The 26,015-nt window shown below is 69.5% G+C and carries 18 protein-coding genes and 1 pseudogene; 12 read left to right on the top strand and 7 right to left on the bottom strand.

The genetic code is table 11. The annotated features are described in order from the left end of the window. Nucleotides 1-128 precede the first annotated feature (128 nt). From ACI2LP_RS22310 to ACI2LP_RS22320, 3 genes are all read left to right on the top strand, one after another. On the top strand, nt 129-1,340 hold the full coding sequence (locus ACI2LP_RS22310) for an alpha/beta hydrolase family protein (protein ID WP_404726249.1): 1,212 nt from the start codon (nt 129-131) through the stop codon (nt 1,338-1,340). A 182-nt stretch (nt 1,341-1,522) separates the two neighbouring features. Beyond that, nucleotides 1,523-2,467 (top strand): DUF5996 family protein, encoded by a 945-nt coding sequence (locus ACI2LP_RS22315; protein WP_404726250.1) that lies wholly within the window; start codon nt 1,523-1,525, stop codon nt 2,465-2,467. A gap of 52 nt (nt 2,468-2,519) precedes the next feature. Next, the gene (locus ACI2LP_RS22320) at nt 2,520-3,338 is read left to right on the top strand and encodes a rhomboid family intramembrane serine protease (protein ID WP_404726251.1); all 819 of its coding nucleotides are present in this window, start codon (nt 2,520-2,522) and stop codon (nt 3,336-3,338) included. A 2-nt stretch (nt 3,339-3,340) separates the two neighbouring features. Here the strand turns inward: ACI2LP_RS22320 and ACI2LP_RS22325 are convergent, their stop codons facing one another. From ACI2LP_RS22325 to ACI2LP_RS22335, 3 genes are all read right to left on the bottom strand, one after another. Further along, a complete protein-coding gene (locus tag ACI2LP_RS22325; protein WP_404726252.1) occupies nt 3,341-7,468 on the bottom strand; it encodes a trypsin-like peptidase domain-containing protein in 4,128 nt (1,375 codons plus the stop codon). Beyond that, nucleotides 7,465-7,794: a CU044_2847 family protein gene (locus tag ACI2LP_RS22330; protein WP_404726253.1), complete on the bottom strand. Its 330-nt coding sequence runs from the start codon at nt 7,792-7,794 to the stop codon at nt 7,465-7,467. The genes ACI2LP_RS22325 and ACI2LP_RS22330 overlap by 4 nt, the downstream gene beginning before the upstream one ends. Before the next feature lie 93 nt (nt 7,795-7,887). After that, nucleotides 7,888-8,247, bottom strand: coding sequence for a UBP-type zinc finger domain-containing protein (locus ACI2LP_RS22335; RefSeq protein WP_404726254.1), 360 nt, complete (start codon nt 8,245-8,247; stop codon nt 7,888-7,890). A 461-nt stretch (nt 8,248-8,708) separates the two neighbouring features. Between ACI2LP_RS22335 and ACI2LP_RS22340 the strand changes: the two genes are divergently transcribed. The 6 genes from ACI2LP_RS22340 (at nt 8,709) to ACI2LP_RS22365 (ending at nt 18,234) form a co-directional block, all read left to right on the top strand. Beyond that, a complete protein-coding gene (locus ACI2LP_RS22340; protein ID WP_404726255.1) occupies nt 8,709-9,851 on the top strand; it encodes a hypothetical protein in 1,143 nt (380 codons plus the stop codon). A gap of 70 nt (nt 9,852-9,921) precedes the next feature. Further along, complete coding sequence (locus ACI2LP_RS22345) at nt 9,922-11,508, top strand: hypothetical protein (protein WP_404726256.1); 1,587 nt, start codon at nt 9,922-9,924, stop codon at nt 11,506-11,508. Then, nucleotides 11,505-12,809, top strand: coding sequence for a hypothetical protein (locus tag ACI2LP_RS22350; protein ID WP_404726257.1), 1,305 nt, complete (start codon nt 11,505-11,507; stop codon nt 12,807-12,809). The genes ACI2LP_RS22345 and ACI2LP_RS22350 overlap by 4 nt, the downstream gene beginning before the upstream one ends. Then, nucleotides 12,806-14,887 (top strand): vWA domain-containing protein, encoded by a 2,082-nt coding sequence (locus ACI2LP_RS22355; protein ID WP_404726258.1) that lies wholly within the window; start codon nt 12,806-12,808, stop codon nt 14,885-14,887. Before ACI2LP_RS22350 ends, ACI2LP_RS22355 begins: the two co-directional genes overlap by 4 nt. Further along, on the top strand, nt 14,884-16,713 hold the full coding sequence (locus ACI2LP_RS22360; protein ID WP_404726259.1) for a serine/threonine protein kinase: 1,830 nt from the start codon (nt 14,884-14,886) through the stop codon (nt 16,711-16,713). The genes ACI2LP_RS22355 and ACI2LP_RS22360 overlap by 4 nt, the downstream gene beginning before the upstream one ends. Before the next feature lie 66 nt (nt 16,714-16,779). Continuing rightward, nucleotides 16,780-18,234, top strand: a complete 1,455-nt coding sequence (locus tag ACI2LP_RS22365; RefSeq protein WP_404726260.1) for an FAD-dependent oxidoreductase — start codon at nt 16,780-16,782, stop codon at nt 18,232-18,234. A 251-nt stretch (nt 18,235-18,485) separates the two neighbouring features. Here the strand turns inward: ACI2LP_RS22365 and ACI2LP_RS22370 are convergent, their stop codons facing one another. From ACI2LP_RS22370 to ACI2LP_RS22380, 3 genes and pseudogenes are all read right to left on the bottom strand, one after another. Further along, nucleotides 18,486-18,653, bottom strand: coding sequence for an SDR family oxidoreductase (locus ACI2LP_RS22370; protein ID WP_404726261.1), 168 nt, complete (start codon nt 18,651-18,653; stop codon nt 18,486-18,488). A gap of 49 nt (nt 18,654-18,702) precedes the next feature. After that, nucleotides 18,703-18,783, bottom strand: a pseudogene (locus tag ACI2LP_RS22375) (hypothetical protein); the annotation flags it as partial. A gap of 92 nt (nt 18,784-18,875) precedes the next feature. After that, nucleotides 18,876-20,561 (bottom strand): PucR family transcriptional regulator, encoded by a 1,686-nt coding sequence (locus ACI2LP_RS22380; protein WP_404726262.1) that lies wholly within the window; start codon nt 20,559-20,561, stop codon nt 18,876-18,878. Between the two features lie 130 nt (nt 20,562-20,691). On the opposite strand from ACI2LP_RS22380, the gene ACI2LP_RS22385 reads away from it, so the two are divergent. From ACI2LP_RS22385 to ACI2LP_RS22395, 3 genes are all read left to right on the top strand, one after another. Next, entirely contained in the window at nt 20,692-22,053 is a 1,362-nt protein-coding gene (locus ACI2LP_RS22385) for an NAD-binding protein (protein ID WP_404726263.1), read from the top strand. Between the two features lie 484 nt (nt 22,054-22,537). Further along, nucleotides 22,538-23,968, top strand: coding sequence for an amino acid permease (locus tag ACI2LP_RS22390; protein WP_404726264.1), 1,431 nt, complete (start codon nt 22,538-22,540; stop codon nt 23,966-23,968). A gap of 177 nt (nt 23,969-24,145) precedes the next feature. After that, nucleotides 24,146-25,393, top strand: a complete 1,248-nt coding sequence (locus ACI2LP_RS22395) for a PP2C family protein-serine/threonine phosphatase (protein WP_404726265.1) — start codon at nt 24,146-24,148, stop codon at nt 25,391-25,393. 12 nt (nt 25,394-25,405) lie between these two features. Here the strand turns inward: ACI2LP_RS22395 and ACI2LP_RS22400 are convergent, their stop codons facing one another. Next, on the bottom strand, nt 25,406-25,861 hold the full coding sequence (locus ACI2LP_RS22400; RefSeq protein WP_404726266.1) for an Lrp/AsnC family transcriptional regulator: 456 nt from the start codon (nt 25,859-25,861) through the stop codon (nt 25,406-25,408). Nucleotides 25,862-26,015 lie beyond the last annotated feature (154 nt).

A 26,015-nucleotide genomic window follows, 5' to 3' on the forward strand; every position in this document is an offset into this window, starting at 1 on the left:
ACTGAAGTCACAGCGCAATAAGGGGAGTCATGTTTCGTAAAACGTTCGGCGACGGTGAGCGGGCAGGCCGAACCGGGGGGCTCGAGCGAAGACTTGATGTCGCTCCCCGCGGTGAGGATGTCGCCGGAGTGGACCGGCGGACCGTCACCAAGTCAGCCGTACTGGCGGCCGCGTTGCTGCTCGCGGGCGGCGGGCACCTCGCGCAGGCACAGGCCGCGGAGGACGTCGCCCTGCGGTTGCCGAGGCCGACCGGCCCGCACCGGATCGGGGTCACCACCCTGTATCTGGTGGATCGCTCCAGGCGCGACCCGTGGAAGCCCACGATCCCCGTTCGGGAAGTGATGGTCACGGTGTTCTATCCGGCCCGCACCGTCCGCGGCTACCCGGCCGCACCACAAATGACCGAAGGCGCCGCCGAGTTGTTCAAGCAGATCGACGTCCCCGTGCACCACTTGCCGGCGTCGGGTGTGAACTGGGCAGCCACCAGGACCCATTCGCGCATGGGCGCGCCGGCGCAGGCCGTACGGCGACCGGTGCTGTTGTACAGCCCGGGCGGCGGCGACCCGCGCACGATGGGCACCGGGCTCGCCGAAGAGCTCGCCAGCCGCGGCTTCGTCGTGGTGACCGTCGATCACCCCGGGGACGCCGGCGAGGTGGAGTTTCCCGGCAAGACGGCATACCGGGACGAGGTCCTCCGCGAGACCGTTTTCAGGAGCGACCCCCGGGCGGATCCGGAGCTCTTCCGTACCGCGATCGACACCCGGATCGCGGACACCCGGTTTGTGCTGGATCAGCTGGCAGTCCTGGCAGCCGGGCGCAACCCGGACGCGGAGGGACGCCCACTGCCGGAGCACCTCGGTCGTGCGCTGGATCTGCGACGAGTGGGCATCTACGGTCACTCGGCCGGCGGCACCACGGCGGCCGAGACGATGTACGAGGACCGCCGCATCGCGGCGGCGATCAACCTGGAAGGCTATCTTGACTACCCGCCGGACAGCCCCGGCCAGGAAGGGAAGCTGTTCCCGGTCGCCCGGTACGGGGTGGACCGGCCGCTGCTCCTGCTGGGAACCGATGGTTTCCCCCACAAGAAGGCGTTGGAGCGCTCCTGGTCGGCCATGCTCGCCCACCCGCAGGGATACACCCGAAGGCGGCAGCTCAACGACGCCGCACACTGGGTGTTCACCGACTACGCCGCAATGGCGCCCCAGTTGCAGACCGCCGGGCTGATGACCGCCGCCAACCGGAACGAGCTGGTCGGCGCGATCGCTCCGGGCGCATCGGTGCCCGCGGTGCGCAATCACGTGGTGTCGTTCTTCGACCGGCATCTGCCGTCACACTGACCGGGAGGGCTGTCCGGCGGGGGCGGCGTCGACCTTGATCAGGGATGACCGGGTCGTCAGTGTTGGTGATCACCGAATCGAGACGAGCGGCTCCCGGGTCCGGCGAGGTGCCGGATCTGCGAGCCAAGGTCATCATGGAATTGCCCGGCCGGCAGGAACGCCCGACAGAAAAGGGGAACGCGATGGAGCTGTTCCCGCCGATACCGCTCGCCGAGTGGCGGGACACCAAGGAAACGCTGCACCGCTTCGGGCAAGTCGTCGGCAAAATCCGCCTCGCCGCGACTGCCCGGCGCAATCACTGGTGGAACGTTCCGTTCCATCTGACCGGACGCGGCATCACCACACGTCCGATGGGGCAGATCGACGGTAATCCGGTCTTCACGATCGACTTCGACTTCGTCGACCATCAACTGGTGCTCGCCACGCTGGACGGCAGTTCGACATCCTTCCCGCTGTTGGGCCAGTCCGTGGCGTCCTTCCACGACAAAACCCTGGCCGCGCTGGCCTCACTGGGCGTACGGGCGGAGATCCGCGTTCCCAGGCCCTACGACCTGCCCGATACCGCCCGGCCGTTCGCCGAGGACACCGAGCATGCGACCTACGATCCCGTACAGGCCAACCGCTACTGGCAGGTCCTCAGCCAGGTGGCGTTGGTACTGGAGGAATTCGCAGCCGGCTATTCGGGTAAGGCCAGCCCGGTACACCACTTCTGGCATTCCTTGGACATCGCCCACAGCCGGTTCTCCGAGCGTCACATCGACCAACCGCCGCAGGTCGACCCGGTAACCCGGGAGGCTTACTCCCGAGAGCTCGTCAGCTTCGGATTCTGGTTCGGCGACGACACGTTGGGCGAGCCGGCTTTCTACTCCTACACCGCCCCGGAGCCGGCGGAACTGACCAGGGAGCCACTCACGCCGACGTCGGCACACTGGGTTGCGCGCAATGCCGGCCACCTGGCCGTGCTGCCCTATGCCGCGGCCCGCGCCGAGAGCGATCCTCGTGCCGCCGTGCTCGCCTTCTACGAGAGCGCGTACCAGGCCGGAGCCGGACGGGCAGGCTGGGACATCGCACGACTGGCCAGTCCCGGCGGGATCACGGACCCGCAGCTGGTACGGCCGGGCGGCTGACTTCGCAGAGGCCGGGCCCCTTTCTCCGTGCCGATCGGGGCAGGTTCCGTACGTGGTCATTCCCGTCTACGACTCGAATCCGGTGCGACGCACCCCCTGGGTCACCTACGCGCTGATCGTGGCCAACGTGGTGGTGTTCCTGCGCACGCCCGCGGCCGTGTCCTCAATCGTGGGCGACAGCAGCCTCGCGCAGCTGTGCCATCTGCAGGCTTTCCTCGAGCACTGGGGCGCCGTCCCACGGGAGCTGATCCACAACCGGGTGCCGGAGCTGGTCCCGACCGGGAGCTCCGCGGTTGGTCCCCAGGGGCCGGGGTGCCTGCTTGGCCCGCCCCGTTACGACAAGTCGCCTCCGCTGTCCGTGCTGACCTCGATGTTCCTGCACGGCAGCTGGGTGCACCTACTGGGCAACATGCTCTTCTTGTGGATCTTCGGCGACAACATCGAGGACCGGTTGGGCCGGGTGCGGTACCTGTTGTTCTACCTGTTCTGCGGGTACGTGGCCGGGTACGGCTTCGCGCTGGCCAACCCCGATTCCGCCGACCCGCTGATCGGGGCGTCCGGAGCAATCGCGGGCGTGCTGGGTGCCTACCTGGTGCTCTACCCGCGGGCCCGGATCTGGGGCGTGGTGCCCTTCCTGTTCTTCTTTCCTCTGCGGCTCCCCGCCTGGGCGGTGCTGGGACTGTGGTTCGTCCTGCAGGCGTTCTACTCGGCCGGTTACGGCGTCGCGGAGGTCGGCACCGTGGCCTATCTCGCCCATGTGGCGGGTTTCGTGGCCGGGGCGTTGCTGGCGCTTCCGTTGCGGGCCAATACCCCGCCCCCGCCCGAACCGCGGCGGCTGTACAAAGGACCGCAGGTACCACCGCGTTGGTGAGCTCAGGTCTGACCCAAGCCGGCCCCGTCGAGTTCCAGTGCCATGACGCCGGAACGTGTTCCGATGATCAACCGGTCGCCCGCCTGCTTCACCGCCCACACGGGTTGAGCCGTGGGGATGGTCAGCACACAGCAGAGACGGGCGGGGTCCCACACCCGTACGGTTCGATCGTGACCACCGGCGGTGCAGAACCATTCGGTCCCGCCCATTCTCACTGTGGCGACGGCCGTGACTTCGCTGGTGTGATCAACTGTGGGCCACGGTTCCCATTCACCGGTCAGAGGATCCCAGAGGTGCAATCCAGGGGCGCGAGTCGAATAAGTCAGCAAGGTACGCCCCGCCCGTTCGACCGCCCCCAAGAAATTAGAGTACGGCAGGGGAATATTCCATGTCTCCAGGACTACGGCTGCGTCGGGATCACAGAGGCGCATTTCCCTGCGTCCCGACTGCCCATCCATGATGCACATCAGTCGCTGCCCGGCCGGGCCCTTCACTGCTACCAGCAGTCTCGAGTGAACGCTGAAGACGGGTCGCAAGACAGCGGGCTCTCGAGCATCCCATACGTCAACACCCCTTTCGGTCGACAGTGCGATGCTGGATTTTGAACCACCCTCAAGCAAACAAGCCGTTTGGTGCGCGAACGGAATACCAAATCGACGATTCTCTCCGACAGAACGGCGCATTCCGGTCTCTGGTGTCCAGAACTCCAATCCCGCTCCATGATTAATGGCCAGCATATGCTCATTCCAGGCAGTGACGGGAAGGAGCGCCGCGCCAGAGTCCAGCTTTTCAGAGCGATGGGCTATATGCGCACCAGTATCGAGGTCCCAAACTCTGATGATCCCGTCACGTCCCCGAGTGACGACCCGATCGCCGTTGCCGCCGGGGAACGCAACGATCGCGTCGACAGCACCGGGACTGAGCGACCGCGCCTTCGGCTCCGTCGCGCCCGGATCGATAAGCCGGACTGTGCGATTGTCACCGCTGTGATCTGCGGCAATGGCGCACAAATCCCTCTGCGGGACCCGCAGAGCACACAGCGAGCGGATCCATCCGGGGTCGATACGCTCCGTCTCCAGGCGACCCGTGTGCGGTTCCCACAGCCGAAGCGCACGATCGTTTGTTCCGCAGGATCCGAGAAGCTCCCGATCCCTTACGCGGATGGGATTCAGAGTTCGAATCTCTCCGGCGTGCGCTCTCCATGAGACCAAGAGCTGCAGTCTTTCAACGTCCCACAGGCAAATGACTCCGTCGTGACCGCCTGTCGCCAAAAGATTTCTTCCATCCACCCACAGAGCACATATCGCGCTCACTCCGACCTTGTGGCCTGCAAGCGAATGCAATATGACACTGTTCTCCGGATCCCAGAGATGCACAACGCCGTCATAGCCACCGCCGGTAGCGATGAGAGTCACACCCTCGCCCTGCACAGTACACAGGGAACTGACACCGCCCGCATGTCCCCGCAGGGCACCGATCTCACTGCCGGAGGAGAGTTCCCACAGGCGCACCTCGCCCTCATAACCGCGAGTCGCCGTGACCAGCACTGCGTTCTTTCCCCGCTGAACCGAGCACATGGTCCGAACCTCACCGGTGTGCTGCGAAATTCCGGACGTCATCTGCCCACTGCCGGGGTCCCATACCTTCACATCGCTCCGTCCAAGACCAGCAGCGATGGCCAGGAGCACGTCTTTTCCTGCCGGGACTGCGCAAGCTGTGGCGATGTCGGAGGATCCAGTCTGAAACGCGAATACTTCCTGGGCGGTGGCGGGGTCCCAGACTCGAACGGTGCCGTTCTCGGCCGCAGTGGCCAGTAGATGCTGCCGCCCTTTGCGTACCGCGCACACAACCTGCACTCCGGCGGTGTGACCGATCAACGTCGCTACTGCGGCGTCCGGATCCGCCGCAGCCCAACGCGCCCGGTACGGGGCGCACTCCCGAGTTCCCTGGTAGGTCTTTCCCAGGTCCTCCACAGCCTCGGTAATGCTGAAGAGAGCAGCGCGGTCTGCGGGACCTGCGTCGATGGCCCCCGGAGTCAAGCGAAGCAGCCTGGCTCGCCGCCGACCGTCGTCCGTGGTCGCAAGATGCTCGAGGGGGATCAGCCGGCGAAGGTCGGCGTAGAGCAGGAAGGTGGCGTCGCCCAGCAAGGCGTCCAGCACATGTCCCCGTGACGCATGTCCGGCCAAGGAACGCAAGAGGTAGGGCGAGGCACTGGCCCAGCCTTGACACTGCCCCGCCTGCTGAAACGCCTCAGCCAGCGCACGATCGTCAGCGACTCGGGACCCGCAACGCTCACGCGTCGCGACGAGAGAGTCGTTGAGTGCCTGGTGAAAGAGCCGGAATGCGCAGCTCCGAGTATCGCTGCTCGATTCAATGAGGAAGTTGGCGACGGATGACTGCGCGAAGGACTGCAGCTCCCGCTCGCTCAGACGCCTGCCATTGAGCGCCTCGACTGCCGTGCTCCACAGCCCCGTTGTGAATCCCGGCGCTTCGGCGTAGGCAAGCGCCGCCAGCACTGTACGGGCGGGCACCCCGCTGATGCCGGGAAGACGGTCCAAGTAACTGGCCAGAGTCGCGTCGACCGTAGGCGTGAACGAGATCTCGCCGGGGTCGACGGCCTGGCTGTCGTAGAGGCCGTGCCCGCGCGCAACCAAGCCCGCGACAAGGAAGTTCTGATCCGCGAGGGCGGCGATGCGTTCAGCCACGGCACGAGCCACTTCAGGGTCGGCATACGGGTTGCCGGGGCGTTCGTCACCGACGAGCTGCAGGGTCGCCAGGGCGTACGCTTGCAGGTCCTCCTGCGCGAAAAACCGAGCCTCATCCAGGTCGATCAGCTCGGCCGAAAGCCCGAAAGCCGCCAGGAGGTCTCCGTCGTCGTCACGCCGTCTGCTGCCCACGACGACCTTCACTCCGACATCAGCGCACGTCTCAACCAGCGGCAGGACGACCTGAGTGACGATCGTGCGGGACTGCGTTGGAGTAGCAGCTTCATCCAACGCGTCGATCACGATCGTGAACGGGCGAGACGCTCCGGCCGACAGCGCCAACCGTAACTCCGGCGCAAGGTCCTCCACGATTTCGGGAAGCGAGGCGGAGGCGGCACGTGCAATCTCTGTCGCGACCTCCAGTGCGGTCTTGCCTTTCGCGTGGATCGCGCAAGCAATGGAGCCGATGCCCGCGCGCACCGCATCGTCTTCCGGCGGCAGCGATGCCACGACACCCGCGTCCGCCGTCGTGACAACTCTTCCGAGAACAGCGGATTTCCCGACGCCCGGGGAGCCGGTCACCAGCAGGGCTCTGCGCGTCGGAGCCGCACTGATCCAGTCGATCACCGTCCTGAGTGCCGTTTCCCTGCCACGGAATCTGAACCCGCGCTCGGAGTCGACGCCCACTCCGCGCGCTCTGGGTCTCCAGTGCCGACCTGCCTCCGGGTCGTGCTGCAGGCTCCAGCCCCACGCCGCGAGAGCGGCTTCACCGGCGTCCTGCACACGCCAGCGCTCGGCAAGTGAACGGATCTTCTGTTCCGGTAAGCAACGGTCGATCCACGACATCGACAGGGCGGTAGCCGTCTTGCTGCCTGCACTCGCCTTGCCCACCATGCCCACGACAGCCTTGTAGTCCGGAGACCAGAGGCCGGCACCGCTGTATCCGGGCTCGACAGCAAAGGCCGACTCCGTGTCCAGGCGAAGTGCCCCATAACCGAGTTCTGCGCCGACAGTGCCGGCCGACGCGTTTCCCTCCCACGCGAGTCGCTGGGGGAACCCGAAAGACCACCAGCGTCCACCCAACAGGTTTCCGGGAGACGGGCAGCGCAGCTGCACCACAAGCTCTTCAGGAACCTGCTCCTCGAGCCTGAGTACGGTGACGTCTTCCGCCATGGTCGGCGGCTGCACGACGTCCCGGACTTTGATGCGCCTGTCAACGAGCTCCCACGCATGGGGGAACGCGACCCAGAGGGCTCCGCCCTCGGCCAGGCTTCTGGCCACAACATGGGCGCAGGTCAAGACGCGGTCCGTATCAACCACGAAGCCGCTGCCCCGCGGGGTTCGATCGCCGACGCTCTCGTGTACCGCCGCGATCCACAGCCGTGATTCGGGTTCTACGATGCCGCCTCCCGCGATGCCACTCACTCGGAGGACTCGCTCCCGTCCGAGAGCCGGGTACCCGGCCGCCACGTCAGTGTCACTTCAAAATTGGCCTCGGACGCCGCTTTCGCCACCAGCCAGTTGGCTGTTCCGTTGACCTTGATACCGAACTTGAGCTGGACCTCTGCCGGTTTGACCGCTGCTACTCGATCCAGCATCTCCCGAGCGGCTTCCACAGCCGGGCCTACTGCCTCGCGAACTCGGCCTACCACGTCACCGGAGCTGACTTGCCGGAAGTCGTCACCGGGGTCAATCTCGAACTCGACCGTTGTCGAGTCATCAAGCGAATAGGCCACAACCTGAGTGGACACGTGCGCCCCCGCCGTGTTGTACAAGTTCAATGTCCGATCAGCGAGACTGGATCGTACTCCGCGGGCACCGGGCACGTGCGCAAACGACATATGTCAGTGGAGGTGCCGCTGCCAGTCCGCGGGGACCTTGCCTCGCGGGCCCGGGGTCGGCTGGGAGGTCGGATGCGATGTGGGCGCGGGCAGCTCCAGCCCCTCGTAGTACTGCTCGGTCTCAACGTTCCAGAACCAGCCCTCTCCCGGCTCGAAGCTGGTCAGGAAGGGATGTGCCGCCTCGCGTGCATGCCTCGTACCGTGCTGCGAGGGGGAGGAGTCGCAGCATCCGATGTGACCGCACTCGGCACAACGCCGCAGATGCAACCACCAGCCCGGCCCGTCGCCCGCCAGGCACTCCACGCAACCCTCGCCGCTCGGAGTCGCAGTCGGATCGATACCTGGGATCTGTTCGTGTGCCATCTGGCATGCCTCCCTGACGAGGCTTGGGCAGGTCGCCCATGGGGCCTGCTCGGCGCGCTGAAGTCATCGGCCTTCTTGCATCGTAACCGGCCACGTAGCACGGAGCGCGTCCATGCGCCCACCACGGCTGCCGACAGCCTGTGACTGAGCGTAGTCGGTTCTGGGCACGCTTCCGTGATGGCTACGCGGGGCTACGGCGACCAGGCCGGCTCTGGCGTTGCATGACGTGCTCACGTCCCTATAACCACCGGCGACGGGGCCGCACCTTCCAGAGACCGGCCAAGAAGCCCAGCCCGAGCCCAGCCTTCGGCTAGACTTCCCAACTCAGCTTTTCGGCAAGCGCGTTGTGAAACCATCCGCGTTTCGGCTACGACCTTGCCCACAGGCACCGTCGCGTCGGGCCCCGGTGCCGAATGTTGCCGTGTCCCGGCGGGAGCCACGGCCCGTAGGCGAGGAGTCCCATGCCCGTGAACGCGCCCGGCGCTGTCGTCGATGTGTCCAATGTCTGCTGGTCGGAACAGATCGCCCCGCTCGGTGAACGCGCTCCTCGGTTGGGGCGCCTCGACGTGCTCTGCGAGGCGTGGCGGCGAAGCCGGGGTGCGCAGGCACCGCTGACGCTGATCGCGGACGATTCGCTGCGCTACCAGATCCCGCGCGAGGAACGACCGCGGCTGGACGCCATGGTGCGCGCCGAAGAGATCCGTCTCGCACCGACCGCCGATCCCGAACTGCTTTCTCTCGCCCGGGACTCGGGGCTGCACGTGATCAGCCGGGACCAGTTCCTCGACCTGAGGCGCGCCCACCCGTGGATCCCCTCCGCCGCCGCACGCTTCCTGGCCTGGCGGCAAGGCCGAAACGGCCTTGAGTTCGTGCACAGTGGCGTACGAGAGGTGCCCGAGCAGCGCAAGTCGCGCGCGGAGGAGGAGAAGGAGCTCATTCGCGGCAGCGGCATCAACGTACGGCAGAAGGCGCATGTCAACGTGCTTGAGCAGGACTGGCGCTGCACAGCTGCCTCTTGCCTGCATGCCATGCTCTGGCCCGAACGCCTGCTGCTGTGGCCGGACATCGCCCGCCGTGACGGTACCGCGCTCTGCCCGACCTGCGGCTCACGGCTGGAACCGGTCGGGCTCCGGCCGCCGGTCCGAGTGGTGGTGGTGTCGGAGGAAAGCACGGACGGGCAGATCCTGCGGTTTCCGCTGGCGACGGACGAGTCCGTACTCATCGGTCGGGGCTCGTTGCCGCACGGTGTGAACCTCGCCGCCGACGGTCTGCCTCATCCCGAGGCCACCCGGCGGGTCAGCCGCAGCCATCTGCTGCTGCGGCTGTCCGGCCACGGTGGCCGGGGGCAGGGCGCCCGCCTCGTGGTCACCGAACTCGGCTCCACCAATGGGACGGTGCTGCGGCCCGCGGGCGGACACGGTCGGACCCGGGCGCTGGTGCCGGGCGAGGAGACGGTCCTCGGGCCCGCCGACACGCTGGTGCTCGCGGACGCGGTAAGGCTCAGGCTCTCCGGACGTGAGCACTTTCCCGGGGAACGGGTCCTGCCGTCGCCGTCCGGGCCGGTCGCGGCCACGACCGAGTACGTGGGTGACGGGTCATCATGATCTGTTGAATTGAAGGCATTTGACATGCGAAAACACCCCTCGTCTGATCGGACTCCGATAGCATGACAACGTGCTGGTAAGCCTGACTGTGGTGGGGGCGACACGTCAGTCCTTCACCAAGACGCTGGCCGTGACGGACACGGATGCCGCAACGGTGGTGGCCTCCGCATGGGTGCCGGCCGCGCCGCCGGGCCTTCCCACGGCCGAGATTTCCGCCGACCCGCGCCGCCCCGGCCTGGTGCACGTGACCCTTGAGGGCCTGTGGCTCGGCACCCCGGCCGCCCGCGACGAGGCGTTCCACTATCTGGGTGCGCTGGTGCGGGCGCTCGCCGACGCCGCGCACCGTGCCGGCGGAGCCCTGCACGCCCCGGGCGTGCGGCTGGGCGGCTCGTCACCGCCCGCCGCCGGCGACCCGCACACCCTGTACGTCACCGACCGGGCCGAACAGGAAGTACTGGTCAACCTGTTACGGCGGCACAGTCCCGCGCTCATCGCGCTCTGCGGGCGCGGCGCAATCGGTACGCTGCCCGACCGGGTCGGCTCGCGCTGGCTCGCCGACTCCCGCGAGCACCTCACCACGCGCTACCTCGCCTCCGCCGACCCCCGTCACCTCGACCACGTACGGGCCGACATCCGCCGCCGGGACGGGATCGCCGATCTGACCCGGATGGACATAGCCCCGCTCGCGGAGGGCGCGGACCGTCCGGCCGCCGTACTGGTGCGCTGCCTGGACTCCCAGTTGTCCTTGACCGACCTTCGGGCGCAGGCCCTGCTGCTGTCCGCCCTTGCGCTGTACGCCCGCCGCAAGGTGCGCTCCGGCAACCGGGAAGGCCCCATCCCGCAGGCCACACTGGAGAAGAACCGGGCCCGCGCCGTCACTCAGGGTCTGCGGGCCCAGTTCCTGCAGGAGAGCGGCCGCGGGGCCAAGCCGACCGATCCGGTGCCGGCCCGTGAGAGCGTACGGCGGCTCCTCGACGAACTGCTGCTGCCTCTGGGCCGGCTGGAGGCCACGGCCGAAGAACTCGTCCCGCTGCTGGTGCCCGTCGAGGGCCCCTCGACAGGGCTGCCGCCGACCCGGAGCCAGGACCTTCTCGCTGCCGCCGCGGGCCGAGGCCCGCATGAACTCGCCGCCACGGCCGACCTGTTGCTGCACGACTCCCGCCCGGGCGGACTACTTCTGGAGTCGCTGCGCCAGGAGGCGCCGGGCCGGGTCGAACTGCTGCTCGGGTCCTGGACACAACGCCTGGCGCGGGCCGAGCTGCCCCGGCAGTCCGGCTCCGGCGGACGGCGCAGACAGGGCAGTGAGGACCGCGGCGCAAAGCGCCCGCGCGGAGGCGCCGACCGCGGCGCGGGTTCGGGCGGGAGCGGCAAGGGCCAGGGCGGCAGCGGCAAGAGCCGGGACGGCGGCGCGTCCGGCAGGGCGGGCCAGGACCGACGCGGCTCCTCCCGCCGGGAGCGCACCGGGCAGGACCGCGAACGTTCCCGTCCGCGCCAGGAAGGCGCAGGTTCCGGCCGCCAAGGGGAACACGGTGCGCGCGGCGGCTCCGGTGACCGGGGCGGCACCACCGCGCGCCCCGACCCCCAACGAGGCCAGGGCTCCGGCGGCGCGGCCGCCCGGGAAGGCCGTACACCGCGCACCGGAGGAAGCGAGTCGTGACCACAGCGCAGTCCGCATCTGCTCACTTCCCCGACAGCCAGGTGGACGTCGTCCTCGACCTGCGCCAGTGGCCGACACCCACGGACGGCCAGGAAGCCCTGGTGACGCTCTGGCAGCAGTTGGAACCCGGGCTGTACGCCAAGCCGCTTGCCGCCGGCGCACTGCATGTGTGGGAGTCCGACGCCGGACGGATCACGGTGGAGATCGTGCGCGTCGATGCGCAGTCGAGGTGGGCCGCCGAGGACACCCGCTTCGCGATCGCCGCCGTACGACAGCAGTCCGCGCTGGTGTACCGGTGCGCGACATGCGATCGCGCGGGCCGCTCGGGCTACGGTTCCTTCCGCTGCCGCAGCTGCGGCGACGCGGGGCGCCCCGACCGGATGTGCGTGGATCACGCCGTGGTGCTGGACGGTTCACTGCTCCCGTCGTGCCCGGACCACCGGCCATCGTGCCGGGGCTGCTCCCGGACGGCCGTGTTCTGGTGTGCGGGCCGTGACTGCCGAACCTCGGTGGCCTGGTGCGAGCAGCACCGCAAGCGCCACCCCCAGGACCCCGACACCGACTACTGTCCGGACTGCTATCGGCGGGCCTTCCCCGTGTGCGAGGAACCCGGCTGCTCCGCGGTGGGCACCGCGGAGTGCGACTGGCTGGACACCGCCGGGCACACCTGCGGCCGCCCGGCCTGCACCCGGCACGCGCGCCGCTGGCAGGTCTTCGGATACGAACGCGTCGGCATCGGTCTGTGCCGCGCGCACAGTCAGGTGCGCTCCCTGTCCGCCGACGAGATCCTCTGGCAGATCTGCGGCACCGCGGGGCGCCGGCAGGGGCAGCGGATGCCGTCCCTCGCCGCGTTCGGTCACAACCTCCGCAACGCCGGACACCGCGAACTCGCCCTGGACCACCACTCCATCCGCGCTCGCCTCACCGCCCTGCACGCCAGGATGCGCTCCTCAGGGACCTCGCCCGCGCTGCGGGCGGTGGAACGTGCGGCGGGCGACTGGGACCGTCAGGTCAAGGAGCGGATCGGTACGGTCGAGCAGGGCGAGGTGCTGGTGGCCCGGCTGCGTGCCATCGTCCGCGAGCTGGACTACCGCTTCGGCGCCGAAATCGCTGACGGCCTGACCCTCGCCGAGTACAAACCCGCACGCCCGCCGGCCTCCGGAGGCGACCTGTGGATCCGCGTTCCCGAGCATCTGACGGGAAAGTTCATCGGCCCGCAGGGATCCCGTATCAAGGAGTACAAGGCACGCCTCGGGATGGAGATCAAGCTGGAGGACGGCCGCAGGAGGACGTCGCGATGAATTCACCGATGCCCAGTCCCGACCGTCACCGGCTGTACTCCGTGCCCACCGGAGGCCCGCTGACCGGCCAGCGGATCGGTGTCTGTCCGGTCGCCCTGCCGGGAGCGGGACCCATGGGGGTGCCCGCCCTGCTCACGGTGGGCTCCGCAACCGCCCAAGTCCCCGCCGCCGTACGCCTGGTACCGCTCGCGGCCGTCCCCGAGGGCGTCATCGCCGTCAACGAGGACCTCGCCCGCCAACTCGGTCTCGGCGAGGGCACCGAGCAACCCGCCTGGCGGCTGGACGCCGTGCCCGTGGAGCCGGTGAAGTCGCTGACGCTGGAGTCGTCCGTCGAGGCGCCGTTCGACGTACTGGCCCGCGAGCTGTCCGAGGCGGGGCTGCCGGGGATGCTGCTGTGGATTCCTCCCCAGGAGAGCGCCGAGCTGTGGCTCGACGTCCAGGGATCGGCCTCGTACCGGGTCAAGGCACTGGAGGCGGGCGGCCGGCACGGCGTCCTCGTCGAGATCGGCGAGCGCACCGACGTGGAACTGTTCGTGTCCAGCGCCCGCAATGGCGTGGACATCGTGATCCTCGCCGACTGCTCCGGCTCGATGAGTGTCCCGGACATCCCCGAGATCAGCGAGGGCAGTTCCTACGGCGGCCACTACGGCGCCGCGCGGCGTCCGCGCATGGACGTGCTGCGCAACGCGCTCAGCGATCTGCTGGCGATGCGGCTGGGCATCAGCGGGCGGGTCTCGCGGTTCGCGATGCTGAAGTTCACCCACACCACGGCGCACGTCTTCCCGCGGGCGGGCGGCATGGCCGAGCTCGACGCGGGCTCGACCGGGCCGGCGGTCGAGGAGTTCCGCAATGCCGTGGCGCTACTGCGCCCCGAGGACGCCGGCACCGACATCGGAAACGCCCTCCACGAGGCGGCCAACCTCCTGTACCTGCACGGCAAGCCGGGCAACGAGCGGCTGATCGTCCTCGTCAGCGACGGCGCGCACTGGACCCGCCGCGGCAACGACGGGGTCGGTGAGGTGGTGTACGCGGCCAAGGAGCCGGTGAGCCTGATGGAGCATCTGCACCGCAACACAAAGGTGCGGCTGCATGCGGTCGGGATCAGCACGCCGGCGATGTACCGGCGCTGGATCGCCGACGGCAACCGGGGCGGCGAGGTGTTCGAGCCCAACCACGAACTGCTGCAGCAGCTCGTCAGGGTGGGCGGTGGCGACGAGGCGGCGATCGGCGGTTTCGACGTCCTCACGCGGTACTTCTCCGGGCTCGGCGCGGGCATGACGCGACGTGTCGTCCTCGGCGCGGCCCGGCACGCACGTCCGGACGCGCAACTGCCGCCGCACCTCGCCGAGGCGCTGCACCGGCTCGCCGAGCAGCTGCGCGAGAGCGCGGCGCGCGGCACGGCCCGCGACAGCGGGCCCGACGTGCAGCAACTCGGCTTCCGGCTGCTGGAGTCCGCCGGAAACGCCATCCGCGAGTCCCGGCGTGCCCTGGGCACTCCGCTGTTCCGTCACAAGGCCGCGCAGTTCGCGGTGCACAAGGCCGTCTTCACTCTGGAGACGCGGCCGAGTCCGACCTTCGACCGCGACATGGCCTCCTCGTTCACCCCCGCCCGGCTGGCCTCTACTCCCTTGGCACTCAACTCCGCCCTGGCGGCCATCGGCACGCTTCTGGATCAGCTGCGCGCCACGCAGAACGGGCCGAGGGACGCCGGACGCCGCATCGAATGGGTCGGTGAACTCACCGGCGCTCTGGAAGAGTTGGCGGCCGCACTGGCGACCTTGCCGGACGCACCGGGCCCTTCCGGCGCCCCGGAGGGAAGCGGGTCCGCAGCTGCCTCCGTGTCTGGTGCGCCCGAGCCGAGCGGGTACGCACAGGATGTACCCGGCGGCCACGCCACCCGTCCGGACGGTGCACCGGCCGGTGACGTCGGGCCGCAGAACGGCTACGACCCCACGTACAGCGGCCCGTATCCCCCGGTCGCCCCCGCCACGGCCGGGTACACGCCAACGGCCCCGGACCCCGCCGCGCAGCCGCCCGCCGGCACATCGTCCGTGCTGAGATACCGGGGCGAGGAGTGAGCGACCAGTCCCGTTGGGAGCCCGGCTGGCAGTGCGGTCCACCCGAACGCCCTGATGAGTACACCCTGGTCAGCTATCTGCACACGGGAGGCGAGGGCGAGGTCTGGCGGGCGTCGCGTCGGCACCGCGACGGGGACGAAGGCTTCTGCGCCATCAAGATCCTGCAACCACACGCGACCGACGACCACCCGCAGGGACACTCGGCCTGGCGTGAGCGCTGGGCCGACAGCGTCCATCGGGGCGCCGCGCTGGAGATCCCCGGTCTGGCCACGCCGATCCACTACTTCGTCGGCCATCTGCCGCACCCCGCGCACCGACGCCCGTCCGGCGAACAGATCCCCTACCTGATCTCACCCTGGCTCGACGGCACCCCCGCCGACGTCTGGGCCGCCTCCTCCACGGCCGACGCGGTCGCCCGGGCCGACGTACTGCGCGCGCTGTGCGTGATCGTGGACCGGCTGCACGACCGCGGCTATGTGCACCGGGACATTTCCGGGGGCAATGTTCTGGTCACCGAGGACGGGCAGGTCCGGCTGATCGACATCACCTTCCTCGCCCCGGTGGAGCGGGGGCTGACCCGAGCCCCGTACACCCCTGGTTACGCCCCGGCCGGCGAGGAACGCATGAGTCTGCGGCCGGATCCCGCGCGGGACCGTTACTCCGTCGGTGCCTTGGCCCGCACACTGCTGCTGCCCGCCCTGGCCCGGCTCGGAAAGCACGACGACGCGGTGCGGGTGACCCATCGTCAACTCCTTGCGGAGGGGTATCCGGTGGAGGCCGCCGACTGCCTGGTCCGCGCTCTCGACCCGAATCCGGCACTCCGCCCCTCCCCGCTGTCGGCTTGGGCCGAGGAGTTGCGTACGGCGCTGGCCACCGCGCGGGACGCCCCCCATGGCTGCGTCGACGTTCTGCCGGGCGGCGTCGGCCACCCCCTGGTGGTCACCGGCGGGCCGTCCGGCATCCGCTACCACGGCCTGCCCGGCCTGCAACCGCACCATCCACCCGTCGCGACCGGCGCTCCTCGCTCCATCCGCGACATCGCATGCCTCCTCGACCCCAACGGCCGGCCCGCCATTGCCGCGACCGACAGCCAGGGCGTGCTGTGGCTGGGAACGGCGGCCCGGTGGCGTGAGCTCGCCGGAGGCGCCAGGGGTGTTGTCGCCCTCGCCTCTCCCGGGGCACCGCCGCTGCTCTGGACGGGCCACGCCTCGGGCGTCCTGATGTACCGCTGGTCCGCCGGCACCGAGCCGCAGGCGGTGTCGGCCCCGGCCGCGTCGGCCGGCACCGCGCTGGCGGCCGGCCGCGACCACAAGGGCCGCCCCTGCGTCCTGGTCGGGCTCCCCGATTCCGTGGAACTGTGGACCTGGCCCGGGTCCGGCTCCGGCGGCCCCCACCGCCGCCCGGTCAGCGATGCCCCCGCCCGCCGCGCCGCCCTCGCCCTCAACACCTGGGGCGAACTGGAAGCCGCCCTGCTGCGCCCCGACGGTCGCCGGGAAACCTGGTGCGACCACTTCGCCGACGGCTGGCTCCGCATGGAGGAACCAGCCGGGGCCTCGGCGGACACCGCCGACGTCGCCCTGTTCGGCAACCGCCGCCTGAGCGCGCAGGCCGACGCCACCTTTGACGGCCTCACCGTGACCACTTCCGCCCACGACTCCGCCCCCTGGCAGATACCGGGCCCCGCCCTCAGGGTGAGCCTCACCCAGACCTCCGACGGTCGCCTTCTCACCGTGTACCTCACGGACGAAGGGCCACGGACGGTATGGGAGGAGTGGACGGGAGTGCAGGGCCCGGTACAGCGGTTGGAAATCATCCGCAGCTCGTGATCCGCCCACCCGGACCGGGATACTGATCATTCCTGGATCGGCTCGCTGACCACGAGAGGCGGACACATGACGGACCATGCGCAGGACAAGGGCAGTTGGCGGCGGGGCGCAGGCGGGCGCCACGCTGTTGTCATCGGGGGCAGCCTCGCGGGAATGCTGACGGCACACGTACTCGCCGAGCACGCCGACAAGGTGACGATCGTCGAACGCGACCGCTTCCCCGAGGGACCCGAGCCGCGTCCCGGCGTACCGCACGGGCGGCACGCCCATGTGCTGCTCGAGGGCGGACAGCACGCGCTGGATGCTCTGCTGCCGGGCTTCATGGACCAGTTGAAGGCCTCGGGCGCGCCCCGGCTCGGCATGCCGTCGGACATGGTGCAGTGGCAGAGCGGGCATTGGTTCAGGCGCACGGCGGCGACTTCGTACGTCTACACCGGCTCACGCGGACAGGTCGAGCATCTGGTGCGCGAGCGCGTGCTGGCCAACCCGTTGATCAATACACTCACGTCGACGGAGGCCGTCGGGCTTCTCGGGGACGCTTCGCGGGTGCGGGGTGTGCTGCTGCGCCGACGCGGCGAGGGCGCAGCGGCCGCCGGCCCGGAGCCGGAGGCCGTCGAAGCGGACCTGGTGGTGGACGCGTCGGGGCGCGGTTCGCGCGCCTCGCGGTGGCTGTCGGAGATCGGCGCCGAGCCCCCACAGGAGGAGACCATCGACACGGGGCTGGCGTACGCCTCCCGCATTTATCACAACAAGAGCGACAACCTCGGCTCCGACTCCCTCGGTTACTACGTGTTCCCCAACCCCTCGCAGGTGTACGGGGGCGGGGTGCTGCCGCTGGAGGACGGCCGCTATCTGGTGATTCTCTCGGGCCTGCGGGGCGACGAACCGCCCACGGACGAGGACGGGTTCACCGCCTTCGCGGCTCGCTTCCCGCATCCCTTCATCCATGACTGGCTGCGTGAGGCCGTACCGGACACACCGCCCTTCGGCTTCCGCCAGACATCGAACCTGCGCCGCCGGTACGACCGCCCGGGCCGCCGCCCCGCCGGTTTCCTCGCGACGGGCGACGCGCTGTGCACGTTCAACCCGATCTACGGGCAGGGCATGGCGGTCGCGGCGATGAGCGCGGTGGCGCTGCGCGACGTGCTGACCGATCCGCGACGTACATCGTCGACACGGCGGGCCCAGCGAGCGCTGTTCGAGGCCTCGCGCCAGGCCTGGGACATCTCGGCAGGCGCGGACAAGAGCATGCCGGGCGCGGTGGGCAACGCGGCCACCAACCGGGTCGCCGACCGGCCCGCCGGCTGGTACCTGAACCGCGTCCAGCAGAGGTACCCGGGTGACCCCGTCGTGGGCCCGGTCTTCCGCTCCGTACTGACCCTGACCTCGCCGCTCACCGCGCTTTTCGCACCGAAGGTGGCCCGGGCGGTGCTGTTCGGCCCCGTTCCCGAGACGCCTGCCGGGCCCCCGATGACGCGGGAGTCCGCCGACCGGCGCACAAGTACCCCTACGGCCGGCTGAGTTCGCTGTGCGTTGCTTCGGCCAGCAGGGCTCACGAGCCTTCGCGTTCTCGAGCACATCAGAAATGGTCCATACCTATTGACCAGATGGTCTAGTCCTCTTAATCTCGGCGTCACCCGCTTCGATCCGGCCCAGGGTGCGTTGCGCACTTCAGTGGCCCAACTCCCCCACCCCGACAGCCCGGCGGCGCAAACCCGGCCCTTGCCGCCGCCGGGCCCTCGCACCTCGACGGAACGAGCCAGGGTCGTCCCTCACACCTGCGCCATGCCGCCGTCCGCAAAGAGCTCCAGGCCGGTGATGAAGCTCGAGGCGTCGCTGGAGAGGAACACGGCAGCCCGGCCCATGTCGCGGGGGTCGGCGATCCGCCCGGTCGGATTGCCCCCCGACCTGATCGGGGCCCTGCGCCATTCCCAGCGCACGTCTGAGGGATTCGGTGTCGACCGCTCCGGGACTGAGGACGTTCATCCGGATGCCTGATCCCTTGATGTCCTGGATCCAGGTGCGGATGAAATTGCGGACCGCGGCCTTCGCGCCGCCGTACATGCTCATCCCGCGCGCCTCGACCTCACCCTGGACGGACTGAGCACCGACCGGCACTGACACCGGCAGGTTGTGCGGCAGAAGCAGGCTGGGCAGTCGAGTCAGGGCATCCGCAACTGCAGCATCGCCAGAAGGCGTTGCTGGGGGTGGGAGAGGTCGAGCCCCGTCAGCTCCTGTGCGCGGCGGATCCGGTACCGCAGGGTGTTGCGGTGGATGTGCAGCCGGGCGGCGGCGGTCGGGATGTCCCCGAACGCGTCGAGATAGGCCAGCAGCGACTGCGTGTAGCGGGTGCCGCTGCGCTCGTCCCGCTCGGCGAGTTCGGTCAGCCGCGGATCCCGCAGGTCCGGGCGCTGTGCGAGCGTCGCCAGAATCTCTCCGACCAATACCTCCGCGCGCACCTCGTCCAGCGACGCGACATCCGCGGTCACTGCGCCGCAGGCCATCGCGTCGAGTACCCGGTCCGCCTCCCGCCGGGAGACCGCGGTGTCCAACAGCTCGGCAACCACCGGTCCGATGGCCGCCCGGAGCGAGACCCCCACGTGGCTCTCGGCCGCCTGCAGGATCTCGCGCGACCAGCCGCGCAGCACCGAGGCCGTGATCCCGGCGGGCAGCTCGGGCAGCAGCACATAGATGCGGGTGCCGACCGGCACCACCAGAGCATTGTGGTGCCGGGCCGCCGCGTGCACCGCGATCACGCCGGTGATCTCGGTCCGGGTCAGCTCCGCCAGGCCTTCCCCTTCCTCGCTCGCTCCTCCGCCGCCCTGTGCTTCCGAGCGGGGCTCGAGCGCGAAGCCGACCACGGCCGCCGGCAGGCGCGGGTCCAGCCCCAGATGGACGGCCGGCAACTGCGGGCCGCTGGACCCGTCCAGCAGCCCGGCCAGCAGAGTCCGGGTCAGCTGCATGTCGGGTGAGAGCTCGCGTCGGAGTCGTATCAGATGCGGTGCGGCGACCCGGGCGGCGCCGAGCAGCACGTCCTGCGAGCGCGGGGTGAGCGGGCGCGAGCCTTCCTGCACCCAGATGGTCCCAAGCGGCCGTGTCCCCGCCCTGATACCGACCGCCAGCCGTCGCCGGATACCCAGCTCCGGATGCTCGTCGACGGCGATCACCGTGCCGGACGTACGCAGATGCTCGAAGACTCCCCACTCGCGCAGCTTGGACAGGTACGCCTCCGGCCCCTGCCAGCCGAGGATGGACAGCCGTCGCAGGGCGTCCACCTCGTCCGAAGAGCGCGAATAGGCCAGGACCCGGTGCGCGGTGTCCTCGATGCTGACGATGCCGCCGGTCAGTACCGCCGTGGTCTGCGCCAGCGAGAACAGGTCCCCGCCGGTCTCGTGTTCGGCGGGTGCGGCGCTCTGCCCGCTGCCGAGCACGGCACGGACCAGCGAGTCCAGGCGCTCCCAGCGGGTCTCCTGACGCACCGACAGCAATGCCACGCCGGCGTCCGCGGCGGCCTCGGCCAGCATCGCCGTCTGCTCCGGACCGGCGGCTCTGACAGCGACGGCAGCCGCCCCGGCAGCGCCGGCGGCGCGCAGCGAGGGCAGTGCGGCGCGGCCACGCGCGCCGACGGCGAGCAGCAGTTCGCCGGTCCGTGCCTGCGCCGGGTCCTCGGGGTCCTCCAGGTCGAGGATGCCGACCTCGCGCACCTCGACGTCCAGTCCCTTCGGGGCAGCCTGAAGCTCCACCACCGGCTCGCCCAGCGACGTGAGCAGCTGCCGCAGGCTGACCCCGGCCTCCGCGGCGGGCGGCAGCTGCGCGGGCGGGATCGGGAGACCGTCCTGATGCGCCATGCCCCTACCTCTTCGGCCTTGTGCACTCCGTACAACCAATGGCCATCGATGTTAGCCGCGCGAACAAGCACACGGGCGGTCCGCGCCCTTAGCGTTCTCACCACCCGAGAGGCGAGGGAGCACGTACGCGATGCCCGAGAACGAAGCGCCACAGCAGTACTTCGTGGTGATCGGCAGCGACATGGCGCGCAGGGTGTGCGGGCTTCTCCAAGCGGCAGGGCACCTCGTGCGCCACTTCGACCGCCCCACGGATGAGGACCTGCGCCGGGCGCTGCGGCGGGAGGTGGCAGGCGTCGCGGTCCTCCTCGACGACGACGTCGAGTCCCTGCGCTACGCGCTCGCCGTCGAGCACATCCGCCCCCACGTCAAGCTGGTCGTGACGGTCTTCGACCGTACGGTCAGCGAGCAGCTGCTGCGGGTACTCCCGAATTGCCAGGTCACTTCGCCTGCCGATATCGCCGCGCCCGTACTCCTGGCCGCCTGCCTCCAGCCCGGTCTGCTGAGCCTGACCCGGACACCCGCGGGCCACGTCGGCGCCCGCTGGCAGGACGACGCCGTGCGCCAGGAGCCGTGGCAGCCACCGCGCTCGCTGCGATACCGGGCCCGTCTTGGCAGGATCCAAGGGCAGCTGCGACCGCACGACGGCAGCTCGCGGATCATGCTGATGGGCCTGGCCGGGCTGCTCACGGTGCTGCTGGCCGACTGGGCCTGGGCCATGGCCTTCCACCACCGCTCGCCCGTCGAGGCGCTGTTCGAGGCAGCGCGGGTCGTATCGGCCGTCGGCCCGGCGGCCGCGCACGGCTCTGACGCCTATCTGTTGTTCTCCGCTGTCGCGATGCTCGTCACCATCGTCTTCACCGCGGTCTTCACCGCGGGCATGGTCGATCGCCTGCTGGGACCGCGTGCGGTCGGCATCGTGGGCTCGCGTGCCCTGCCCCGGTCCGGCCATGTGGTCGTCGTGGGGCTCGGGCAGGTCGGCCTGCGTCTGTGCACCCAGCTGCAGGCCCTGGGCATCGGCGTGATCGCGGTCGAGCGGGACCCGGCAGCGCCGAATCTGCGACTGGCCAGGGCACTGGGCGTGCCCGTGGTCATCGCCGACGCGACGGACCGGTTCGTGCTGCGCACGCTCGGCCTGCAGCAGGCGCAGGCGCTGGCCGCCGTCGCCTCCGACGACCTGGACAACATCGCCGTCTCGGTGGCGGCACTGGCCGTCGCGCCCGAGTTGCGTGTGGTCATGCGCGCGGGTGAGCACGAGGCCATAGCGGAGACCCGCTCCCTGTTCAGGATCGGCGACGTGCACGACCTCAACAGCCTGACCGCCGCATATACGACGGCGAGCCTGAGCGGGCTGCGGCCGCGCGGCGTGGTGACACACGGCAAGCGGCTGCTGGTGCAGCGCGCGGACGGGGACTTCGTGCCGTGGCGGCTCGCGGACCGCTGCGATCACCCGCAGGAAAGCGACGCCCGGCAGGAGATCACCGCCGGCGCGTAACGGCCGGGCTGAGGGGCATCCCACCAGCCGTCCGTAAAAGGTCCCGACAGCCACAGGCTGCCGGGACCTTCGCCGTATCCCGCGTGCTCGTGGAACGGATTGCGCCGCACATGCACGACAGCATTTGAGCATTTGTCTGAAGAGGGCTCCGCCGCGCGTGACATCTGTCCATGGTGGCGCGGTCGCGATCACTCCTACCGTCTGCATACCCCGATTCCGCGCGCCGGGTCACCCCCGGCGTGCCATACCCGCCCCGTGTCCTCGCCCCCCGGCGGCTCGTAGTACGCGAGCCCGATTGGCGGCGACCGTCATCACTCGGCACGCGGGCGCCGGCAACGGCGAGCAGGGCTGCGAACAGGCACGACCTGCTGCAGCGGGGTCGGCCTCTTTGGTGGTCGCACACACCGTCGTCCCACCCGTGCTCGGCACGTGTGCGACCCCTCAGGCCGGTTTTGCCCCCTCTTTCCCTCCGTAAGGACTGAGCATGAGCGCGCAACCCACGAACACCGACGTGGCGTCGCCACCCCGTGAGACCGGGGAGACGCCTCCCGCGGACGGCCTCCGTGCCGGGCTCAAGAACCGTCATCTGTCGATGATCGCGATCGGCGGAGTGATCGGCGCCGGCCTGTTCGTCGGTTCCGGCTCCGGCATCGCGGCCGCCGGCCCCGGCATCCTGCTGTCGTACGCCCTGGTCGGCGCGATGGTCGTCTTCGTCATGCGGATGCTCGGCGAGATGGCCGCGGCCCGCCCCACGTCCGGCTCGTTCTCCGCCTACGCCGACCGGGCACTCGGCCGCTGGGCCGGTTTCTCCATCGGCTGGCTGTACTGGTTCTTCTGGGTCGTGGTCCTGGCCGTCGAGGCCACCGCCGGCGCGAAGATCCTCGAGGGCTGGGTACCGGCGGTCCCCCAGTGGGGCTGGGCGCTCATCGTCATGGTGGTCCTCACAGCGACCAACCTGGCCTCCGTCAGCTCCTACGGCGAGTTCGAGTTCTGGTTCGCCGGCATCAAGGTCGTCGCCATCGCCGGCTTCATCGTCATCGGCGGCCTGGCGGTCTTCGGCGTACTGCCCGGCTCCGGCCACGAAGCCGCGGGCCTGGCCCATCTGACCGGCCACGGCGGCTTCCTGCCCCATGGGCCCGGGGCGATCCTCACCGGCATCCTGATGGTCGTCTTCTCGTTCATGGGCAGCGAAATCGTCACCCTCGCCGCCGGTGAGTCCGAGGACCCGCGCCGTGCCGTCACTAAGGCCACCAACAGCGTGATCTGGCGGATCGGCATCTTCTACCTCGGCTCGATCCTGATCGTGGTGTCCCTGCTCAGCTGGGACGACCCGGCGATCACCGAGAAGGGCTCGTACGTCGCGGCGCTCGACACAATCGGCATCCCGCACGCCGGCCAGATCATGAACGTGATCGTGCTCACCGCTGTGCTGTCCTGTCTGAACTCCGGCCTGTACACAGCCTCGCGCATGGCCTTCTCGCTCGGCGAGCGCGGCGACGCACCCAGGGCTTTCGCCCGCACGAACAGCCGCGGTGTGCCGCAGGCCGCCATTTTGGGATCGGTCGTCTTCGGCTTCGTCGCGGTCTTCTTCAACTACCAGTGGCCCGACACGGTGTTCCTGTTCCTGCTGAACTCCTCGGGTGCGGTCGCGCTGTTCGTCTGGCTGGTCATCTGCTTCACCCAGCTGAAGATGCGCCCAATCCTGCTGCGCGAGTCGCCGGACAAACTGGTCGTACGGATGTGGCTCTTCCCGTACCTGACGTGGGCGACCATCGCGATGATCTCGTTCGTCCTGGTCTACATGCTCACGGACGACGCGGGACGTGACCAGGTGATCCTTTCGGTACTGGTGGCGGCGCTGGTCGTGGCCGTCTCGGTGGTCCGGGACCGGCTGCGCGCGGCCACCAGGCTGTAGCTCGCCCCTCGGCGGCTCGGGCTCGTCCTGACAAGGACCTGCCCGAGCCGGCGGGCTCGGCGCCGGGTGGCACGGGGCGCCGCGCGCTCGCGAGGTCATGTCGGGCGCCGGGGCCTGAGACCTCGTAGATTGACACCATGGGTGGTTTGTCGCCGGAAGAGAACTGGCAGGCAGCCTGTGGCATCGGAGCAGATCGACTACGCGGCGCTGTTCGCCGCCACGCCCAGCCCCTATCTGGTGCTGGGCACAGACCTCGTGATCGTCGACGTCAACCAGCCCTACCTCGAGGCGACCGGGCAGACCCGGGACGATCTGATCGGGCAGTACCTCTTCGACGCCTTCCCGGACAATCCGGCGGACCCCGACGCCGACGGGGTGGAGAACCTCAGCGCCTCACTGCACCGGGTGCTGAGCAGCCGGAAGCGGGACACGATGGCGCTTCAGAAGTACGACATCCCCATCCCGCACAGACCCGGAGAGTTCGAGGAGCGGTGGTGGTCCCCGATCAACTCACCCGTCCTCGGACCGGACGGAAAGGTGATGTTGATCATCCACCGGGTGGAGGACGTGACCGCGTTCGTCCACTCCCGTCGCTCCCGTCACCAGGGGCAGGGCGGAGAGCTGAGCGAGCGTGCGGAGGCGATGGAGGCCGAACTGTACGCCCGGGCGCGTGAGCTGCAGCTGCTGAACGAGGAGCTCCGCAAAGCCCACGCCCGTGAACGCCAGGTCGCCCTCACCCTGCAGGAAGCCATGCTGCACTCACCGGACCTGGCCCGGCACCAGGACGTGGCGGTGCGCTACCTGCCTGCGACCGGATCACTGAACGTGTGCGGCGACTGGTACGACGTCGCCGACCTGCCCGGAGACGGCTTCGCCGTCGCGGTGGGCGACGTCGTCGGCCACGGCCTGGAGGCCGCCACCGTCATGGGCATGCTCCGCAGCGCCCTGAGCGCCGCCACCCGCGCCGTGAACGGGCCCGCGCAGGCGCTGGAGGTGCTGGGTCTGTACGCGCGCTCCGTCGAAGGAGCGCTGGCCACCACCGCGGTCAATGTCATGATCGACGCCAGCAACGCCCGGGTCACCTACAGCAGCGCCGGCCACCCGCCGCCCGTCCTGCTGCACGCCGACGGGACCCACGAGCTGCTGGACCAGGCCACCGACCCGCCCCTGGGCGCCCGCCCCGAACACGTTGCCCGCCCGCAGCGGGAACTTCACTGCACCCCGGGCGACACCCTCGTCCTCTACACCGACGGGCTGATCGAACGCCGCGGTGAGGACATCGACACCAGTCTCGCCCGCCTGACCGGCGCCCTCGCCCAGTTCAGCCGGCTCAGCCCGGAACACCTGGCCGACGCCCTGCTGGCGCGCCTCGGCGTCAGCGGTGGCGCCCGCGACGACATCGCCCTGGTCGTCGTCCGGCTGTGACGCCTGAGTGCGTCAGCCGTTCACCGGCAGACCGCGAGGCTCCTTGATCCGCTTCATGATGATCTGCGAATTGACCTCGGTGACGCCGGACAGAGCGGTCAGCTTCTCGATCCACAGCCGCTCGTACGCGCGCAGGTCCGCGACGGCGATACGCAGCACGCATCCGGGGCTGCCGAAGAGCCGGTATGCCTCGATGACGTCGGGGATGTCCTGGAGGCCGGCCTCGAAAGCCTCGACCACCTCACGGTCGCGCTTCACCTCGATGGAGACGAGGACTTCGAAGCTCCGGCCGACCGCCTCCGGGTCGATCACCGCGCGGTAGCCCTGGATCACCCCGTCCTGCTCCAGTTGCCGCACGCGGCGCATGCACGGTGAGGGCGTCAGCCCCACCCGCTGCGCCAGCTCCTGGTTGCTCAGCCGCCCATCATTCTGAAGCTCACGCAAGATATCGCGGTCGATCTCATCCATGACGCGATTATCCACCACCCAATGTTACGTACAGGCCAAAATTTGCGATCAAATTGCGGGCCAATCCTCCTATCATTGCGTCAACTGCTCCGGCACCCCCGGATCAGCCATGGGGCGCAGCCCAGCCGGAGCCACGAGCGAGGCCGGGCCGCGT

This window comes from Streptomyces sp. NPDC019890 (assembly GCF_044903445.1).
GTDB lineage: Bacteria > Actinomycetota > Actinomycetes > Streptomycetales > Streptomycetaceae > Streptomyces.

Excerpts from the sequence above, each read along its gene's own strand:
- ACI2LP_RS22315 (WP_404726250.1), top strand. The coding sequence starts at position 1,523 with ATGGAGCTGTTCCCGCCGATACCGCTCGCCGAGTGGCGGGACACCAAG.
- ACI2LP_RS22335 (WP_404726254.1), bottom strand. The coding sequence starts at position 8,247 with ATGGCACACGAACAGATCCCAGGTATCGATCCGACTGCGACTCCGAGC.
- ACI2LP_RS22340 (WP_404726255.1), top strand. The coding sequence starts at position 8,709 with ATGCCCGTGAACGCGCCCGGCGCTGTCGTCGATGTGTCCAATGTCTGC.
- ACI2LP_RS22355 (WP_404726258.1), top strand. The coding sequence starts at position 12,806 with ATGAATTCACCGATGCCCAGTCCCGACCGTCACCGGCTGTACTCCGTG.
- ACI2LP_RS22365 (WP_404726260.1), top strand. The coding sequence starts at position 16,780 with ATGACGGACCATGCGCAGGACAAGGGCAGTTGGCGGCGGGGCGCAGGC.
- ACI2LP_RS22380 (WP_404726262.1), bottom strand. The coding sequence starts at position 20,561 with ATGGCGCATCAGGACGGTCTCCCGATCCCGCCCGCGCAGCTGCCGCCC.
- ACI2LP_RS22385 (WP_404726263.1), top strand. The coding sequence starts at position 20,692 with ATGCCCGAGAACGAAGCGCCACAGCAGTACTTCGTGGTGATCGGCAGC.
- ACI2LP_RS22390 (WP_404726264.1), top strand. The coding sequence starts at position 22,538 with ATGAGCGCGCAACCCACGAACACCGACGTGGCGTCGCCACCCCGTGAG.
- ACI2LP_RS22400 (WP_404726266.1), bottom strand. The coding sequence starts at position 25,861 with ATGGATGAGATCGACCGCGATATCTTGCGTGAGCTTCAGAATGATGGG.